Annotated in this window: 13 protein-coding genes and 1 pseudogene; 11 read left to right on the forward strand and 3 right to left on the reverse strand. The window is 23.9% G+C overall.

Going from position 1 to position 18,971, the window contains the following annotated elements; all coding sequences use genetic code 11:
• Positions 1-5: 5 nt before the first annotated feature.
• Both dapD and map read right to left on the reverse strand, forming a co-directional pair.
• Positions 6-830 (reverse strand): 2,3,4,5-tetrahydropyridine-2,6-dicarboxylate N-succinyltransferase, encoded by an 825-nt coding sequence (dapD, locus tag D9V60_RS01165; RefSeq protein WP_158360532.1) that lies wholly within the window; start codon positions 828-830, stop codon positions 6-8.
• 54 nt (positions 831-884) lie between these two features.
• The gene (gene map, locus D9V60_RS01170) at positions 885-1,679 is read right to left on the reverse strand and encodes a type I methionyl aminopeptidase (protein WP_158360533.1); all 795 of its coding nucleotides are present in this window, start codon (positions 1,677-1,679) and stop codon (positions 885-887) included.
• A gap of 294 nt (positions 1,680-1,973) precedes the next feature.
• On the opposite strand from map, the gene rpsB reads away from it, so the two are divergent.
• The 9 genes and pseudogenes from rpsB (at position 1,974) to dnaE (ending at position 13,707) form a co-directional block, all read left to right on the forward strand.
• Positions 1,974-2,705 carry a 30S ribosomal protein S2 gene (gene rpsB, locus D9V60_RS01175; protein ID WP_158360534.1) on the forward strand — a complete coding sequence of 244 codons (732 nt, stop codon included), beginning with the start codon at positions 1,974-1,976 and terminating at the stop codon, positions 2,703-2,705.
• A 40-nt stretch (positions 2,706-2,745) separates the two neighbouring features.
• Entirely contained in the window at positions 2,746-3,561 is an 816-nt protein-coding gene (tsf, locus tag D9V60_RS01180) for a translation elongation factor Ts (RefSeq protein WP_158360535.1), read from the forward strand.
• 71 nt (positions 3,562-3,632) lie between these two features.
• Positions 3,633-4,358: a UMP kinase gene (gene pyrH, locus D9V60_RS01185; RefSeq protein WP_158360536.1), complete on the forward strand. Its 726-nt coding sequence runs from the start codon at positions 3,633-3,635 to the stop codon at positions 4,356-4,358.
• A 98-nt stretch (positions 4,359-4,456) separates the two neighbouring features.
• Entirely contained in the window at positions 4,457-5,014 is a 558-nt protein-coding gene (frr, locus tag D9V60_RS01190; protein WP_158360537.1) for a ribosome recycling factor, read from the forward strand.
• A gap of 78 nt (positions 5,015-5,092) precedes the next feature.
• On the forward strand, positions 5,093-6,289 hold the full coding sequence (gene ispC, locus D9V60_RS01195) for a 1-deoxy-D-xylulose-5-phosphate reductoisomerase (protein ID WP_158360538.1): 1,197 nt from the start codon (positions 5,093-5,095) through the stop codon (positions 6,287-6,289).
• A gap of 60 nt (positions 6,290-6,349) precedes the next feature.
• The gene (gene uppS / locus D9V60_RS01200) at positions 6,350-7,096 is read left to right on the forward strand and encodes a polyprenyl diphosphate synthase (protein WP_158360539.1); all 747 of its coding nucleotides are present in this window, start codon (positions 6,350-6,352) and stop codon (positions 7,094-7,096) included.
• A gap of 180 nt (positions 7,097-7,276) precedes the next feature.
• A complete protein-coding gene (gene bamA / locus D9V60_RS01205) occupies positions 7,277-9,670 on the forward strand; it encodes an outer membrane protein assembly factor BamA (RefSeq protein WP_258013333.1) in 2,394 nt (797 codons plus the stop codon).
• A 92-nt stretch (positions 9,671-9,762) separates the two neighbouring features.
• Positions 9,763-10,220 (forward strand): annotated as a pseudogene (gene fabZ / locus D9V60_RS01210) (3-hydroxyacyl-ACP dehydratase FabZ).
• A gap of 28 nt (positions 10,221-10,248) precedes the next feature.
• Positions 10,249-13,707 (forward strand): DNA polymerase III subunit alpha, encoded by a 3,459-nt coding sequence (dnaE, locus tag D9V60_RS01215; protein WP_158360541.1) that lies wholly within the window; start codon positions 10,249-10,251, stop codon positions 13,705-13,707.
• Positions 13,708-13,745: 38 nt separating this feature from the next.
• Here the strand turns inward: dnaE and D9V60_RS01220 are convergent, their stop codons facing one another.
• On the reverse strand, positions 13,746-15,458 hold the full coding sequence (locus tag D9V60_RS01220; protein WP_158360542.1) for a proline--tRNA ligase: 1,713 nt from the start codon (positions 15,456-15,458) through the stop codon (positions 13,746-13,748).
• 217 nt (positions 15,459-15,675) lie between these two features.
• On the opposite strand from D9V60_RS01220, the gene flhB reads away from it, so the two are divergent.
• Together flhB and flhA are read left to right on the forward strand one after the other, a co-directional pair.
• Positions 15,676-16,827, forward strand: a complete 1,152-nt coding sequence (gene flhB / locus D9V60_RS01225) for a flagellar biosynthesis protein FlhB (RefSeq protein ID WP_158360543.1) — start codon at positions 15,676-15,678, stop codon at positions 16,825-16,827.
• Positions 16,820-18,910, forward strand: a complete 2,091-nt coding sequence (gene flhA, locus D9V60_RS01230) for a flagellar biosynthesis protein FlhA (RefSeq protein WP_158360544.1) — start codon at positions 16,820-16,822, stop codon at positions 18,908-18,910. Before flhB ends, flhA begins: the two co-directional genes overlap by 8 nt.
• Positions 18,911-18,971: the final 61 nt, after the last annotated feature.

Genomic DNA, 18,971 nt, shown 5'->3' on the forward strand with positions numbered 1-18,971 from the left:
TTCTATTATTTTAAGCGACGTAACATTTGATTAATTTCTACTTTACTCATTGTTTTATGATCTACTTTTTTTACAATGATTGCAGAATATAAATTATATTTTCCATTTTTTGATGGCAAACTTCCTGAAACTACCACAGAATTAGCAGGTATTCTTCCATAAGAAATTTCGCCTGTTTCTCTATTATAAATTTTAGTACTTTGTCCAATAAAAACACCCATAGATATTACAGAACCTTGTTCTACAATAACTCCTTCTACAATTTCAGAGCGAGCACCAATAAAACAATTATCTTCAATGATAGTAGGATTGTTTTGTAAAGGCTCTAATACCCCTCCTATGCCAACCCCTCCAGATAAGTGTACATTTTTTCCAATTTGAGCGCATGATCCTACAGTAGCCCATGTGTCTACCATAGTTCCTTGATCTATGTAGGCACCTATATTAATATATGAAGGCATAATTACTGTATTTTGATTAATAAATGCACCATATCTAATAGTAGCTGGTGGTACTATACGAACTTTTTCTTTTTCAAAATTTTCTTGAGTATATTTATTGTATTTAAGTGGTATTTTATCGTAATAATTAGTATTTTTTCCTAAAAAAATATTATTTCTTGTAAAATATATATATAATAAAATTGCTTTTTTTAACCATTGATGAGTAATCCAAATATTATCTTGTTTTTCTGAAATACGAATTTCTCCTTTGTTTAACATATCTATTATATAAACAATCGTTTCATAAGTTTTTATATCAATATTTTTAAAATTAATTTCATTTTTATGTTCGTAAGCGTTTTCAATTATTTTTTTAAATTTTTTCATTTTAAATTAACCTAATTTATTATATTTTATATTTATAAAATAAAAATTTTTGTTTTATTTAGTAAGGCTAGTAGTAAGACTAGGTAATATTTTGTCTTGTTTATGCCATGTTAAAATATCACATCCATAATTTGTCACTAATATAGTATGTTCATATTGAGCAGATAATGAATGGTCTTTTGTTTTTACTGTCCATCCATCTTTCATGCATTTTACTTCTGATTTTCCTGCGTTTACCATAGGTTCAATAGTAAAAATCATGCCTTCCTTTAAAATTAATTTGTTGTTATTTTTATAATGTAATACATGCGGTTCTTCATGAAATGATGAACCAATTCCATGACCACAATATTCTTTTACGACTGAAAAACCATGATTTTCAACATAATTTTCAATTGTTTCGCCAATTTTAAACAGAGGAATACCAGATTTGATTATATTTAAAGCCGCATAAAGACTTTCTTGTGTTACTTTACATAAACGTTTAGATAAAATATTTGTCTTTCCTACAAAAAACATTTTTGAAGTATCAGCGTAATAATTATCTTTAATAACTGTAACATCAATGTTAACTATATCTCCTATTTTTAGAATTTGGTTTTTACTAGGGATACCATGGCATACAACATCATTAACAGAAATACAAACAGATTTTGGAAAACCATGATATCCTAAGCAAGCTGGAATAGCATTATTTTGGTTAATAAAATCGTGACAAATATTATTTAGTTCTTCTGTACTTATATCTGGTTGAACATATTCTTCAATCATTTCTAGTACTTTTGCAGCTAGTTTTCCAGATATTCTTATTTTTTCTATTTCTGATTCTTTTTTTATCATACAATTCATAATATTTAACCAATTTTAGATATATTAAATTTAATTCATTTAAATTATAGTTTATAAAATTTGGTTGTAAAAATTTTTTATTTTAATATTTTTTATTAATATAAAAAAAACAAAATACATTAACAATTATTACTGATCTTAAATATTGAATATGATATATTTTATTTAATTTATTAAATATATTGAATATGATATAAACAATTAAAAACATTTATCTTTTTTAATTTAAATAAAAGTTTGAAAATTATTAATTTTGTAAAAATTTATTATTTTTTTATTTATTAAGGAGTTGTTATGGAAATAGTGTCAATGAGAGATATGTTAAAAGCAGGAGTACATTTTGGACATCAAACTCGTTATTGGAATCCAAAAATGAAACCATTTATTTTCGGTTCTAAAAATAAGGTTCATATTATTAATTTAGAAAAAACTCTTCCAATGTTTAATTTTGCTTTGATAGAATTAAAAAAAATATCTTTTAAAAAAGGTAAAATATTATTTGTTGGAACAAAAAGAGCGGCTAGTAAAAAAATTAAAGAAACTGCAATAAATTGTGATCAATTTTATGTCAATCATCGTTGGTTAGGAGGTATGCTGACTAATTGGAAGACAGTACGTCAGTCTATCAAGCGTTTAAAAGATTTAGAGATTGAATCTAAAGATGGAACTTTTTTAAAATTAACGAAAAAAGAAGCATTAATACGAACACGGGAATTATCTAAATTAGAAAATAGTTTAGGTGGTATAAAAAATATGGGAGGTCTTCCAGACTGTTTATTTGTTATTGATGCTGCTCATGAACATATTGCAATTCAAGAGGCGAATAATTTAGGTATTCCTGTTTTTTCTGTTGTAGACACTAATTCGAATCCTGATGGTGTTGATTATATAATACCCGGAAATGATGATGCAATTAGATCTGTGGCATTATATTTGAAAGCTGTCACAATGAGTATTAGTAAAATTAATCATCAAAATCCATTAACAGAAGTATCGATAAATTCTAAAGAAAATATACATATTTAATAAATATGTATTTATTAAAAAATTATAAGAGAAAATATTTATGACTGATATTACTGCTGAATTGGTTAAACAATTAAGATTACGTACAGGTGTTGGGCTTATGGAATGTAAGCGAGCTTTAACAGAAGAAAATGGAGATATTGAATTATCAATTGATAATCTAAGAAAATCAGGAAAAATGCAAGCTTTTAAAAAGCTAAAAAATACTACAAATCAAGGTTTAATATTTGCAAAAATTAAAAATAATTTTGGAGTTATAATTGAGTTAAATTGTCAAACTGATTTTGTAGCAAAAGATAGTTTATTTGTTTCTTTAGGAAATGAAATAATTTTAACAGCATTGTCTAAGAAAATAAAAAACATTCTTGATATAAAAAATTATTTTGAATCAAAAATAACAGAATTAATTGTTAAATTTGGTGAAAATATTAAAATTAATCGATTTGGAGTTATTGAGAATGAGAATTTACACTCCTATATACACGCTGGTCGTATTGGAGTTTTAGTTAGTGCTCATAATTTAAATGAAAGTGTATTAAAAAACATTGCTATGCATATAGCAGCTAGCAAACCTGAATATATAAATCCTAATGAAGTACCTAAATCTGTTTTTGAAAGAGAGTATAATATTCAATTGCAATTAGTAAAAAATTATAAAAAACCTGCTAATATATTAAAAAAAATAGTAGATGGTCGAATGAATAAATTTGTTAACAATATTTCTCTAATTGGTCAAAATTTTATAATTGACCCAAGTCAAACAGTGGGTCAAGTATTAAAAGAGAATAATGGCAGTATTATATCATTTATCAGATTTGAAATTGGAGAAAATATAACTAATAATATAAGTGTTTAATTAATAGTAATATAATTTTTTTAAACAAAATTATTTATCTTTAATATAAAAAATATTTTCGGATTAAAAACATGTCTACCAATACAAAATTTATATACCCCCGTATTTTACTAAAAATCAGTGGAGAAGTATTACAAGGAGTTAATAAATTTGGTATTGATATAAATTCTTTAAAAAAAATAGCAAAAGAAATAAAATTAGTATTAAACCTTGGTGTACAAGTAGGCTTGGTGATTGGAAGTGGAAATTTGTTTCGTGGTTCAACTTTATCTAAAATTGGTATAAATCGAATAGCATCTGATCATATTGGTATATTATCTACAATAATTAATAGCTTAGCAATGCATGATATAATGCATTATTACTCTATTCGCTCTTATGTAATGTCAGCTATACCAATAAATGGTATATGTGAAGCTTATACTTATAAGCGAGCGATTAAGCTTTTATCTGGTAATTGCGTAGTAATTTTCGCTGCTGGTATAGGAAATCCTTTATTTACAACTGATTCTGCAGCATGTTTACGTGGAATTGAAACGCAATCAGATATTATTTTAAAAGGAACAAAAGTTGATGGAGTATATTCGAAAGATCCAAAAAAGTATTCGCATGCAATTTTTTACAAAAAATTAACATATAAAGATGTACTTAAAAAAGAATTAAAAGTTATGGATTTATCTGCTTTTTCTTTAGCTAGAGATCATAATTTGCCTATTCGAATTTTTAACATTAATAAACCTCAATCTTTATATCGTATTGTTACAGGGTATGATGAAGGTACTATTATTACAGTATAATTATTACAGTATAAAATATACAAATATTTTATAATACATATAAAACATCTCACAAAATAAATTTAATATTAAACTTAATATATTATATAGGTAATTATGTGATCAATCAGCTTTATATTAAAATCAAGAAAAAAATGGAAGTTTGTATTAAAAATTTTCAAATTCAAGTAAATAATATTAAAACTGGAAGAGCATCTCCAGAACTACTTAATAGTGTATACGTTGAATATTTTGGCTCTAAAATACCACTTCGACAAATATCTAATATAATAGTGGAAGATTATCATACTCTTAGAATCAATGTATTTGACAGTTCTAATACATCTTTAATTAATAAAGCTATTTTGAATTCAAATTTTGATTTAAATCCAATTGTGCATGGAAAAGATATTATTGTGCCAATACCTAGTCTAACAGAAGAAAGAAGAAAACATCTTATTAAAATTATTAAAAGTAATGCAGAAAACACTCGTATTTACATACGAAACATTCGAAGAGATGCTAACGAAAAAATTAAAGTTTATTTAAAAAATAAGATTATTGGAGAAGATCAAGAACGTAGTTCACAAAATAAAATTCAAAAAATGACAGATGAGTATATTAAGCAAGTAGAAATCATTTTAACTTTAAAAGAAAAAGAACTCATGAAATTTTAATTTAAAGATAACTAAAAGTAAAACTTAATATTTATATCTTAAATAACTAATTAAAATATTTGTTATAATAAAAATTTTATGAAAAAAATAACAATTTTAGGATCAACTGGTTCAATTGGTATCAATACAATATCTATCATTAAAAAACATCCTGATTTATTTAAAATAGTTGCATTGGTTGCAAATAAAAATTTTTCTACTATGTTAGAGCAATGTGTATTTTTCTCACCTGATTGGGTGGCTATGAAAAATGAAAAATCTGCAAATATACTTAGAACAAAGTTAAAAGAAAAAAAAATTAAAACACAGGTTTTGTCAGGAACTAAAGAAATTTGTGCGCTAGCTTCTTTAAAAGAAAATGATTATGTAGTATCTGCCATTGTTGGAATGGCAGGTTTATTACCTACTTTATCTGCTATATGCGCTGGAAAAACAATTTTATTAGCTAACAAAGAATCTCTAATTGCTTGTGGTTGTGTGTTTATGAAAGCTTTATCTTACAATCGTGCTAGGATAATTCCTATCGATAGTGAACACAATGCTATTTTTCAAGTTTTACCTCGATTTTTGCAAAAAAATTTAGGAAAAGTTAGTTTAAAAGAAAATGGAGTTAAATCTATTATCTTAACTGGTTCAGGAGGTCCATTATATCATCTTAAAAAAGAAGATTTGCCTTTTGTGACGCCTAAGCAAACATGTACTCATCCAAATTGGTCAATGGGAAAAAAAATATCAGTAGATTCAGCAACAATGATAAATAAAGGTTTAGAATATATTGAAGCTAGATGGTTATTTAATGCTTCAGATAATGAAATTGATATCTTAATTCATCCTCAATCAATTATTCATTCTATGGTAGAATATGTTGACGGTTCAGTATTAGCTCAACTTTCAGTTCCAGATATGAAAGTTGCTATTTCATATGCGATGGCATTTCCTAAGCGTATTGTTTCTGGATCTAATTTTTTGAACTTTAAAAAATTAAAGTGCTTAAATTTTTTTGAACCAAATTTTGCGCAATTTCCATGTTTAAAATTAGCAATTGATGCTTTTGCTTCTGGTCAATCAGCAATGACGGTTTTAAATGCTGCTAATGAAGTTTCCGTATCTGCTTTTTTAAATTCAAAAATTAGATTTGATAAAATTTCTGAAATAAATAGTGATATGTTAATATCTTCTGATTTTTTAGAACCTACTTCTATTGAAGAAATTTTAGAAATTGATAAAAAAACTAGAATAAAAACGAAAAAAAAAATATCATCTTTAATTTATTAAACAGTTAATAATATTTTTTATTTTTAAATGAGTTTTATTTTTAAGAGAAATATATATTTAATGTTATATCAATATACACCACTTAAAAAAAAATTAAAAAAAAATACACCTCGTCATGTTGCTATAATTATGGATGGAAATGGGAGGTGGGCAAAAAAAAGAAACGAAATACGTGCTTTTGGTCATCAAGCAGGTTTAAAAGCAGTTAAGAAGACAGTTAAATTTGCTATTCAAAATAAAATAGAAGTATTAACATTATATACTTTTAGTAGTGAAAATTGGCAGCGTCCGAAATTTGAAGTAGCATCTTTACTTAAATTATTTTTATTTGCATTAAAAAATGAAGTTAAAAATTTAAATAAATATAATATTTGTCTTAAAGTCATAGGTGATTTAACTGTATTCAATGAAGAGTTACAATCTTATATTTATAATGTAGAAAAAATTACTTTAAATAATAGTGGATTAATTTTAAACATTGCTGCAAATTATGGTGGAAGATGGGATATACTAGAAGGTGTAAAAAAAATTGTTAATGCGGTTCAAAATAGATATTTAGATATAAATAAAATTAAAGAAACAATATTTTCTCAATATTTGTGCACTCATGGTTTATTGCCAGTAGATTTAGTAATTAGAACTGGAGGCGAAAAAAGAATTAGTAACTTTTTATTGTGGCAAATAGCATATTCTGAATTATATTTTACTGATGTTTTATGGCCTGATTTTAATAAATTTATTTTCCAAGATGCAATTAATTGCTTTAGTTCTCGAGAACGTCGTTTTGGAAGAATTATTAAAGATTAAAAATATTTTTAATATTAATAAAATATTATAAATACTTTTTTAATAATAAAAATTATTAAAATTTTATTTTTATTTCTTAATTTCTTTTAGATTGTATGGCATAAAAACATACAAAGTATTAGATCTATTGCAGGAAAAATTGCAATAATGTTAATTAAAAAATTTTTTATGGTTTTTTTAATGTTTTTTAGTATGAATATTTATTCAAAAAATTTATGGACTATAAAAAACATTGAATTTCAAGGATTAAAATATTTCTCACAAGAAGAAGCATTAAAAAATATTTTATTTAATGTTGGTAGTAAAATATCTGAAAACGATATTCAAAAAAGTATTAGATCTTTATTTAAAACAGGAAAATTTGAAGATATTAAAGTTTTTTTTTCAGATAAATCACTCATTTTTAAAATGAGAGAACGACCTTTAATTTATCATATTAATATTTCAGGTAATCATATAATTAAAAATACTGTTTTTAATAAATATCTTAGTCAATTAGGCATTGAAGTAGGAAAACAATATAATCCGTATTTAAAAGACGTTTTTATAAAAAATATACAAGAGTTTTATTTTCATATCGGAAGATATCAATCAAAAATTAAATTATTAACAACCTTTTCTTCAAATAATAGAATTAATTTAAAAATATTCATTGATGAAGGAAATTTATTTCAAGTAAATAGTATTAAAATTCTTGGAAATAAAAATTTTTCTCGAAATGAAATTATTTCGTTATTTAAGTTAAAAGATTATAAACCTTGGTGGAATTTTTTAGAAAAAAATATTTATTATTCTGATCAATTAGAAAAAGACATAAAGAATTTAAGAAAATTTTATTTAAATAAAGGATACTATTATTTTCACATAGATAAAAAAATAGTTAAATTTTTAAAAACTCAAAATAAAGTAAATATTTTTTTAAAAATTTCTGAAGGAAATAGATATAAAATTGATCATTTTTTTATTAATGGAAATTTATTAAAATATCATGAAAAAATAAAAAGTTGTATTACCATTAATAATGGTGAATTTTATAATCAAGAGAAAATTGATTCAATAATTCAAAAAATTAAATATTTTTTATCTGAAAATGGGTATATTAATTCTCAAGTTTTAATTAATTCTAAAGTAAATTTTCAAAAAAAAACTATAACTTTAAATTTTAATATAAATATTAATCAACGTTATTTTGTTAATAAAATATTTTTTAGAGGTAATGAGTTAACTAAAGATACAGTTTTACGTCGTGAAATAAAGCAAATAGAAGGTGAATGGTTTAACTTAAAGTTAATTGATTTAGGCAAAGAATCATTAGAAAAAATAAAATATTTGTATGATATAACAATTACAAAAGATTTTTTATATAATAAAAAAAATGCAGTTGATATTACTTATGAATTAAAAGAACGCCCTACTGGTACTATAAATTTTGGACTAGGTTATGGAAAAGATAGTGGGTTAAGTTTCAATGCTTCTCTTTCAAAAGATAATTTATTTGGATCTGGAAATTCTTTAAAGACAAGTATTATTAAAAATGATAATCAAAAATATGCAGATTTATTACTTACATATCCATATTTTTTTGAAAATGGTACAAATTTAAACACTAGATTATTTTATAACGATTTTAAATACCATCTCAATGGTATATCAACACTTATTAAAAAAACAGCTGGATTTGAGAGTGATTTAAGTTTTTTAATTGATGATTTTAACAGGATTAATTTAGGTTTTGGATATACTCGAAATAGTTTAATTAATAATAATGGTTTAATTAAAAAAAATGATCTTCTTAATCAAGAAGATTTTATAAATAATAAAAACGAAATATTTCAGGATGAATTTTTAAAAAATAGCTTGGTGAATGATTTTACTTTAAATTATTCATTTTTGCATGATACTTTAAAAAATTTTTATTTCCCTATTTCTGGTAATCAAACTTATTTAAGCGGAAAAAATACTATTCCTGGTTCTGATAATAATTTTTATAAATTTTTGTTAGATACTGAACAATATATACCACTAGATGAACAAAAAAAATTTATATTTTTAACTCATTTTCGAGCAGGTTTTGGAGATAGTTTAAACCAAGAAAAACTGCCTTTTTATGAAAATTTTCACACAAACAGTTCAAATAATATTCGTGGATTTCGGGTTAATACTATTGGCCCAAAAAAAAGTTATAACATTAAAAACTTAACAGAATGTTCTGGAGAAAAAAATAACCATTTTTGCGAATCTTTAGATTCAGTTGGCGGGAATGCTATGGTTATTACTAACTTAGAATTAATTGTACCAATTCCATTTATTAAAGAAGAGTATACAAACTTTCTTAGATCTTCATTTTTTTTAGATGCTGGTAATATTTGGGATACTAGATGGAAACAACAAAAAGATGTTTCTTTAGATCTTTCAGATTCAAATATTTTAAAAAGTATTTATTCTTCAATCGGTTTTTCTTTACAATGGTTTTCTCCTATTGGTCCGTTAGTTTTTTCTTATGCTTATCCTATTCAAAAAAATGAAAATAGTCAATTAGAAGCGTTTCAATTTAACATTGGTAAAAATTGGTAATTTAAATTATTTTTTTATTTAGTTAAATAAAATACATTTTATTTTTAAAAAATATATTTTTTAAAATTTATTATTTTAAAAAGGTGAATATTTTGAATTCTAATTATGATTTTTTAGATATTACAAAAATTTTAAAAATTTTACCACATCGATATCCTTTGTTATTAATTGATAGAATTTTAGATTTTAAAAAATTTTATTATTTAAAAGCACTAAAAAATTGCACTGTAAATGAACCTTTTTTTCAAGGGCACTTTTTAAAAAAACCTATTTTTCCAGGTATTTTAATTATCGAAACTATGGCTCAGGCAGCTGCTATTTTAATATATAAAAGCACAGGAATATTAAATATTAATAAATTATATTATTTTGTCGGCATTGAGAATGCTCGATTTAAAAAAAATATTATTCCTGGAGATCAAATATTAATTGAAGTATTTTTTTTTAAAAAAAAAGAAATTTAATTAAATTTAAAGCTATTGCAATAGTAAATAATAAAAATGTTTGTCATTCTACTATTTTATTTTATAAAAAAATTGATATTAAGTAAAATATTTTATATTAAATTTGGAAGATAAATGAATTTACCAAAATTTGTACATCTTCATGTACATAGTGACTATTCAATGTTTGATGGTTTATCAAAACCAGAAGATTTAGTAAAAAAAGCAGTTTCTTTAAGAATGATGGCTTTAGCAATTACAGATTATAGTAATTTATATGGTGTAATAAAATTTTATAATTCTGCACATAAATTTGGATTAAAACCAATTATTGGTGCAACAGTAAAGTTTATTTCAGAATTTATAAAAAACGATTTAGTAGAATTGACTATATTAGCTTCAAATCAGGAAGGATATAAAAATTTAATTTCATTAATCTCTCGCGCTTATAAAAAAGGATATGTTAATAATAAATTTGTAACAATAGAAAAAAAATGGCTTTCAGAACTGAATAATGGATTAATATTACTTTCTGGAGGATGTCAAGGTGAAATTGGAAAAATTTTATTACGTAATCAATCATTATCAATATCTTCTTGTTTAAAATTTTATGAAAAATATTTTCCTTCCTCTTATTATTTAGAATTAATACGAACAGGTAGAAAAAATGAAGAAAAATATTTACATCTAGCTGTAGATTTATCTTTTTCTAAAGGAATTCCAGTAGTTGCAACTAATGACGTTTGTTTTTTAAAACAAAAAGATTTTGAAATTCATAAAATTAGAATTGCTATTTATGAAGGAGAAACCTTAAAAAATTCTAAAATTCAAAATAATTATAGTAAACATCAATTTTTAAAAAGTGAAGAAGAAATATCTAATCTTTTCTCTGATATTCCTGAAGCATTAGTTAATAGTGTAGAAATTGCAAAACGTTGTAACGTTTTTATATCTTCTGGAAAATATTTTTTACCTCAATTCGAAACTGGCCAAACAAGTGTGCAAGATTATTTAATTATCAAGGCTAAAAAAGGATTAAAAAGACGTTTAAAAATTCGTTTTTCTAATACTAAAATAGATAAGGAAATATATTTAAAATATAAAAATCGTTTAATAACTGAATTAAATATAATAAATAAAATGGGTTTTCCTGGTTATTTTTTAATTGTTATGGAATTTATACAATGGTCAAAAAATAATAATATTCCAGTAGGACCTGGGCGAGGTTCAGGTGCAGGTTCTTTAGTTGCATATGCATTGAATATAACAGAAATAGATCCTTTGTTATTTGATTTGTTATTTGAGCGATTTTTAAATCCAGAACGTGTTTCTTTGCCTGATTTTGATATTGATTTTTGTATGGAAAAAAGAGATAAAGTAATCGAACATGTTGCAGATATGTACGGTAGAAATGCAGTAGCCCAAATTATTACCTTTGGAACAATGACAGCAAAAGCTGTAATTAGAGATGTAGGAAGAGTTTTAGGTTATCCTTATGGATTTATTAATAATTTATCTAAATTAGTCCCCTTAGATCCAGGGATAACACTAAATGAAGCTTTTTCTAAAAAATCAGAATTATATAATCTTTATAAAAATGATGAAGATGTAAAAAAATTAATTGATATATCTAAAAAATTAGAAGGAGTAAATCGCAATGTTGGAAAACATGCAGGCGGTGTTGTAATTTCTCCTACTAAAATTACTGATTTTTGCCCATTATATTGCGATGAAAATGGAAATAATCCAGTAACTCAATTTGATAAAAATGATATTGAGTATGTTGGTTTATTAAAGTTTGACTTTCTTGGTTTACGTACATTGACAACAATTAGTTGTACAGTAGATATGATTAACTCAAAATTGTTGCTGAACAAAAAAGAAATTAATATTAACTCTATATCTTTAGATGATCAAAAATGTTTTGATTTATTAAAAGCATGTAAAACTACAGCTATTTTTCAATTAGAATCTCATGGAATGAAAGATTTAATTAAAAGATTAAAACCAGATTGTTTTGAAGACATTATTGCACTTTTAGCGCTATTTAGACCTGGACCATTACAATCTGGTATGGTGGATAATTTTATAAATCGAAAACATGGATATGAAAAAATTGCGTATCCTGATCACAAATGGCAACATATACTTTTAAAACCGGTATTAGAATCAACTTATGGAATTATTTTATATCAAGAACAAGTAATGAAAATTGCCCAAATTTTAGCAGGTTATACCTTAGGAAAAGCTGACATTTTAAGACGTGCTATGAGTAGTAAAAACTTAAAAGATATGGCCAAACAAAGAAAAGTTTTTTTAGAAGGATCTCAAAAAAACGGTATCAATATGAAATTAGCAATAAAAATTTTTGATTTATTAGAAAAATTTGCAGGATATGGATTTAATAAATCTCATTCTGTAGCTTATGCATTAGTATCTTATCAAACATTATGGTTAAAGACATATTATCCTGCGGAATTTATAGCTTCTACTATGAATTCAGATATAGATAACATAGAAAAAATTATTGTTTTAGTACACGAAACATTTAATATGAAATTAAAAATTATTTCTCCTAATATTAATTTAAGTAAATATGAATTTTATGTTGATAATTTTAACAATATAATTTATGGTCTTGGGGCGATAAAAGGAATAGGTGAAAATTCAATAAAAAGTATTATTGAAGAAAGAGATAAAAATGGTTATTTTTATGATTTATTTGATTTTTGTACACGTTGCGATCCTAATAAAATTAATCGTAGAATATTAGAGAAATTAATTATGTCAGGTAGTTTTGATTCTATCAATGAGGATAGAAATTATTTGCTGAATTTAATTGAAAATGCTATTAAAATTTCAAAAGAGCATATGAGAATTAAAAATAACCGACAAGCAAGTCTTTTTGGTTCGTTTAAAGATGAATTAAACATAATAAAAAAAAATCATTTATTTGAATCATCTTATTGCAAACAAGATCAATTACAAAACGAATATCAAGTTTTAGGTTTTTATTTAACAGGACATCCTATTAGTCAATATAAAAAAGAACTAAAATATTATATAAATAATTTAAAAAATTCAGAGTTAAAGCTTATTAATAAAGAAAAAATAACTTTGGGCGTTGTAGTTTCAATTAAAGTAAAAACAACAAAAAATAATAATAAAATAGCTATATTAATATTAGACAATTATACCCGTCGCTCAGAAATTGTAATTTTTAAAAAAGTGTTTAATTTATTTGAGCATTTAATTCAATTAAATGAAATTTTAATAGTTAAAGGTATTATAGAATCAAATAAAAACTCAAAAATAATAGCATGTGATATTATGAATCTAACATTAGCAAGAGAAAAATATGTAAAAAAGTTAATTATTATATTCACGAAAAATAAAGATAAATTTTTTTTAGAAAAGTTGTATCAATTATTAGAAAAACAAGATAAAGGAAATATTTTAATTGATTTTGATACAATCAAGTGTTCTTTTAGTTTAATACAAAAAAAGAATTTTTATATTACTGTTAACAATAAATTTTTAAATGAATTAAAATTTTTAGTTGGATCAGATAATGTAAAATTAAAATTTTGTTAAATAACATTTTCAAAAATAAATAAATTTATTAAAAAATTTTATCGTTTTAACTTTTTTTTTAGAAAAAAAATAACATCTTTGATATTAATAAGTATATTTTTTTTACTTTTTCTTTCTCGATATTCAATATTTTTTTTATCTATATGACGTGGACTAATAATAATTTGATGAGGAATACCGAGTAAATCTATTTCATTAAACATGATACCTGGTCTTTTTTCACGGTCATCTAAAATTACATCTATTTTTTCATTTTTAATTTTTTTATATAGTTCTTCTGTAATTGTTTTAGTTTTTTGACAGTTGTTTATATTAATAGGTAAAATAGCTACTTCAAAAGGAGCAATACAATTTGGCCAAATAATACCTTTATTATCATAATTTTGCTCAATTACAGCTGCAATAATTCGTGTTATTCCAATTCCATAACATCCCATATACAAATTTTTTTGTTTTCCAAATTTATCTTTTACTAACATATTCATTTTTTTGGAATACTCTTTCTCTAACTGAAATATATGTCCAATTTCAATGCTTTTTTTAATCTCTAAGGATTTTAATCCATCTGGTCCTAAATCGTTTTTTGTAATATTTCTAATATCAACAACTGTTGGAGTTGGTATATCTACATCCCAGTTTACATTAATAAAAAATTTTTCATTAATATTAGCTCCAATAGTAAAATTTTTCATACAGTATACTGAAACATCAGCAAATATAGGAACATTTAAGTTGAAAGGTCCTAAAAATTTTTTTTCAACTCCTATTAATGTCATAATTTCTTTTTCATCGATAAATTTTAATGGTTTTTTTAAAATATTAATTTTTTCTACTTTAAATAAATTTAATTCATGTTCTGCTCGTATTAATAAAGCGGCAAATGTAAAATTTAAACTGTTTTCTGTTTGAACTAAAATAGTTTTGACTAAATTTTGAATAGGATGCTTAATTTCATAAATACTTTTAACAGATTTTATACTTTCAATTTTATTATGGATATTTTTATTAGACTTTTTAAAAAAATTAATAGACTCTATTGATTGAGCTGTATTAATATTAGAAGAGTATGATGTATTTTTTGAAAATACTATTTCATCTTCTCCGTTTTCAGATAAAGCTTGAAATTCATGAGAAATTTTTCCACCCATTGATCCAGAGTCAGCACTAACTACTCGAAATTGAAGCTGTATTTTATTGAATATATTAATATAACTTTGATAAAAATTATGATAAGTATTTTCTAAACAGTTTTTATTAATATGAAACGAATAAGCGTCTTTCATAGTAAATTCACGAGTTCTAATTATTCCAAATCGCGGACGTATTTCATCTCTAAATTTAGTTTGAATTTGATATACAATTAACGGCAATTCTTGATATGAACGGATTTCATTGTTAATCAAATAAGTTATAACTTCTTCATTAGTTGGGCCTAATATAAATTTTTGATTACGTCGATCAAAAAACTGTAACAATTCTTTTCCATATATATTTAAACGTCCACTTTTTTTCCATAGTTTTTCTGGTTGTATAATAGGCATGGAAATTTCTAAAGCATTTATTTTTTCCATTTCATTTATAATAATATTATTTATTTTTTTTAGTACTTTTAGACCTGTTGGCAACCAAATATATAAACCTGAAGATAATTTTCTAATCATTCCGCTTCTAAGCATAAGTTGATGACTAATTATTTTAGTATCATGAGGAGTTTCTTTTAAAGTGGCTAATAAATATTTACTTGCGCGCATATATTAAAATCTCAATAGAAATAAAAAGTTATTTAAAAAATCAAAAGTATTTTAATTTTTTAATACTAATTCTATTATATAATAAAATATTTTATAAGATATTTTTTTAATACTTTAATTTTTAGTATTAATGAGATTGTATTAATAAAATTTTTAAATAAATGTCTCATTAATTCTTTATTGAACAAAACAATTATAATGGTTAAAAATATTTAAAATGAATCATGATACGCATGAAGAAAAAACTGAACAACCAACTGAACATCATATTAAAAAATCTCGAAAAAAAGGAAAAACAAGATATTCTCGAGAATTAAATTCTTTGTTAATTTTGATAGTTGGATTGTTAAACTTATGGTGGTTTGGAGATTTACTTGTACTTGAATTTAGTAAAATTTTATCTAATAGTTTTCATTTTAATAATAGTATCATTATTAATGAACAAAATATTTTGTTAAATATTTTGATTTCTTTAAAAAAAATTTTTATTGTTTTTACTCCATTTTTAGGTTCTTTGCTTTTTATAATTATAGTACCTGCTATTTTTTTTAGCGGTGTTAAATTTAATTTAAAATCATTAAAATTCAATTTGAAAAAATTAAATTTAATAGATGGATTAAAAAGAGTTTTTTCTTTAAAAATATTTTTTGAGTGCTTTAAAAACATGTTAAAGTTGCTTTTGATTGGAAGTATAGTTTTATGGTATTTATCATTACATTTTTTTGAAATATTATTTTTTAATATTAAAGATATTTTTTCTGCTTTTTCTTATGGATTTAATACTATTATATTTTGTTGTATTTTAGTAATAATAGGTTTAATTCCAATTGTAGTTTTTGATATTTTTTGGCAGCAATTTCAATATTATAAAAAATTAAAAATGACTCATCAACAAATAAAAGATGAATTTAAAGAGCAAGAAGGTCATCCGCATTTAAAAATAAGAATTCGTCGTCAAATGAAAGAAAATTTTCGAAGAAGAATGATTTTAAATGTTCCTAAATCTGATGTTGTTATAACTAATCCAATACATTATTCAGTAGCTCTAAGATATGATGAAAAAAAAATGAACGCACCTAAAGTGATAGCAAAAGGTATAGGTGATATGGCTGTTCAAATACAAAATATTGCAAGTAAAAATAATATTCCTATCATTTCTGCTCCTGCATTAGCTCGTTCATTATATCGTTATTCAGAAATAGGACAATATATTCCCGGTCCTCTTTACAAAGCTGTTGCTGAAATTTTAGCATGGGTTTGGAAAGTAAGAAAATGGAAAAAAGAAGGTGGAAAATTTCCAGAAAAACCAAAAAACATATTTGTTCCATCAGAATTAAACTTTACAGGAGAAAGCAAAAGAAATGTTTAATTTTTCTTCTATTTTTCATATTATAAAAAATTTTAAAAATATTCAATGGAAAGTATTAGCAGGTCCAATACTCATTTTAATTATTTTATCAATGATGGTTTTACCATTGGCACCTTTTATTTTAGATGTTTTTTTTACTTTTAACATTGCTTTATCAATAATAATTTTGCTTGTTTCTATGTTTACTAGAAAAACTTTAGATTTTGCTGCTTTTCCAACTGTTTTATTATTTTCAACTTTATTAAGATTGGCATTAAATGTTGCGTCTACTCGTGTAATTTTTTTAAATGGTCATACAGGAACTTATTCCGCAGGAAGAGTAATTGAATCATTTGGTCATTTTTTAGTAGGTGGGAATTTTGCGATTGGCATAGTTGTATTTATTATTTTAGTTATTATTAATTTTATGGTAATAACAAAGGGAGCAGGAAGAATTGCAGAAGTTGGGGCAAGATTTATTTTAGATGCAATGCCTGGTAAACAAATGGCAATTGATGCTGATTTAAATGCAGGTTTAATTGGAGAATCAGAAGCTAGAAAACGTCGATTTCAAATTACACAAGAAGCTGATTTTTATGGTTCTATGGATGGAGCAAGCAAATTTGTACGAGGAGATGCAATTGCTGGTATTTTAATTATGATTCTTAATATATGTGGTGGGTTGATTATTGGCGTATTTCAACATAATATGCTATTAACTAAAGCAGCAGAAGTTTACACATTATTAACTATAGGGGATGGTTTAGTTGCTCAAATACCAGCTTTAGTAATTTCGACCGCGGCTGGCGTAATTGTTACGAGAGTTAGTACTAATCAAAATGTTGGTGAGCAAATGATTAGTCAGTTATTTTGCAATTCTCAAGTAATTCTGTTGAGTGCAGTAGTTTTAGGTGTACTTGGTTTAGTTCCTGGAATGCCAAATATAATATTTTTAGTATTTACAATTTTGTTATTTGCTCTTTCTTGGTGGTTAAATCAAAAAAAGCATATCTTTAAAAATAGTATTTCATCAATTTCTAAAGAGCAATATAAACCTGTGTTAAACTCAACCTCTGAAGCTTCTTGGAATGACGTTGAATTAGAAGATCCTATAAGAATAGAAATAAGCTCAAATTTGATTCCTATATTAGATGTTAAAAAAAATGGTGATTTATTAGAAAAAATTAGAATTGTTCGGAAAAAAATTGCAAAAGAAATTGGATTTCTTCCTCCTTTAGTACATATTAAAAATAATATCAATTTAATTAAAAATTCATATCGTATTTTTATTAAAGGTATAGAAGTAGGAAATGGAAAATGTTTTCATGGAAAATTAATAGCGATCGCCACTGGTCAAGAAATAGAATCATTACCTTTCAAGAAAATCAGTGAACCTACTTTTGGTTTATCTGGTTATTGGATTGATCAATCATTTAAAAAAGAAGCAGAACAAAAAGGATATTCTGTTGTTGATTCAAGTTCTGTTATTGCAACACATTTAAACTTTTTAATTTCTCAGAATATTAATGAGTTATTTGGTCGTTATGAAACTCAACAGTTATTAGATCGCGTTAATTCAGAAATACCTAAGATAACTGAAGATTTAATACCTAATATAATTGATTTAACAACTTTACATAAAATTTTAAAAAATTTACTTTTAGAAAAAGTTCCAATACGAGATATGCGAACTATTTTAGAAACATTATCAGAACATGCTATTAATCAAAAAGATTCAAATGAATTAACTAGTATTGTTCGTATTTCTTTAAGTAAACTTATACTTCAAAAATTATTTCATAAAAAAAATATTATTGAAGTTATGATTTTAGAGTCAAGTTTAGAAAAGTTGTTATTAGATAGTTTAAAAGGAGAAACTATCAATATAGAACCAGGATTGTCTGAAGTGTTATTATTTAAAACAAAAGAAGCAATTGAAAAACAAAATGCAATAAGTGCTCCTATTGTTTTATTAGTACCTCATACTTTACGACTATTTTTATCTAAATTTTTGCGTGTGCATTTTACAGAATTAACTGTTTTATCTCAACTTGAAATAACTGAAGCAAATAATATAAAAGTTACTAATATTGTTGGAAATTGATAATTTTTTAAAAATACAGATTGGTGCGGTTTTAAGTAGTACGTTTTTATTAGTACTGCAT

This window comes from Buchnera aphidicola (Aphis craccivora) (assembly GCF_005082145.1).
Lineage (GTDB): Bacteria > Pseudomonadota > Gammaproteobacteria > Enterobacterales > Enterobacteriaceae > Buchnera > Buchnera aphidicola_U.

What these genes read in the sequence shown, in the direction of transcription:
- ispC (WP_158360538.1), top strand. Translation starts at nt 5,093, where the DNA reads ATGAAAAAAATAACAATTTTAGGATCAACTGGTTCAATTGGTATCAAT.
- pyrH (WP_158360536.1), top strand. Translation starts at nt 3,633, where the DNA reads ATGTCTACCAATACAAAATTTATATACCCCCGTATTTTACTAAAAATC.
- tsf (WP_158360535.1), top strand. Translation starts at nt 2,746, where the DNA reads ATGACTGATATTACTGCTGAATTGGTTAAACAATTAAGATTACGTACA.
- uppS (WP_158360539.1), top strand. Translation starts at nt 6,350, where the DNA reads ATGTTATATCAATATACACCACTTAAAAAAAAATTAAAAAAAAATACA.
- flhB (WP_158360543.1), top strand. Translation starts at nt 15,676, where the DNA reads ATGAATCATGATACGCATGAAGAAAAAACTGAACAACCAACTGAACAT.
- rpsB (WP_158360534.1), top strand. Translation starts at nt 1,974, where the DNA reads ATGGAAATAGTGTCAATGAGAGATATGTTAAAAGCAGGAGTACATTTT.
- map (WP_158360533.1), bottom strand. Translation starts at nt 1,679, where the DNA reads ATGAATTGTATGATAAAAAAAGAATCAGAAATAGAAAAAATAAGAATA.
- dnaE (WP_158360541.1), top strand. Translation starts at nt 10,249, where the DNA reads ATGAATTTACCAAAATTTGTACATCTTCATGTACATAGTGACTATTCA.
- dapD (WP_158360532.1), bottom strand. Translation starts at nt 830, where the DNA reads ATGAAAAAATTTAAAAAAATAATTGAAAACGCTTACGAACATAAAAAT.
- flhA (WP_158360544.1), top strand. Translation starts at nt 16,820, where the DNA reads ATGTTTAATTTTTCTTCTATTTTTCATATTATAAAAAATTTTAAAAAT.
- D9V60_RS01220 (WP_158360542.1), bottom strand. Translation starts at nt 15,458, where the DNA reads ATGCGCGCAAGTAAATATTTATTAGCCACTTTAAAAGAAACTCCTCAT.
- bamA (WP_258013333.1), top strand. Translation starts at nt 7,277, where the DNA reads ATGTTTTTTAGTATGAATATTTATTCAAAAAATTTATGGACTATAAAA.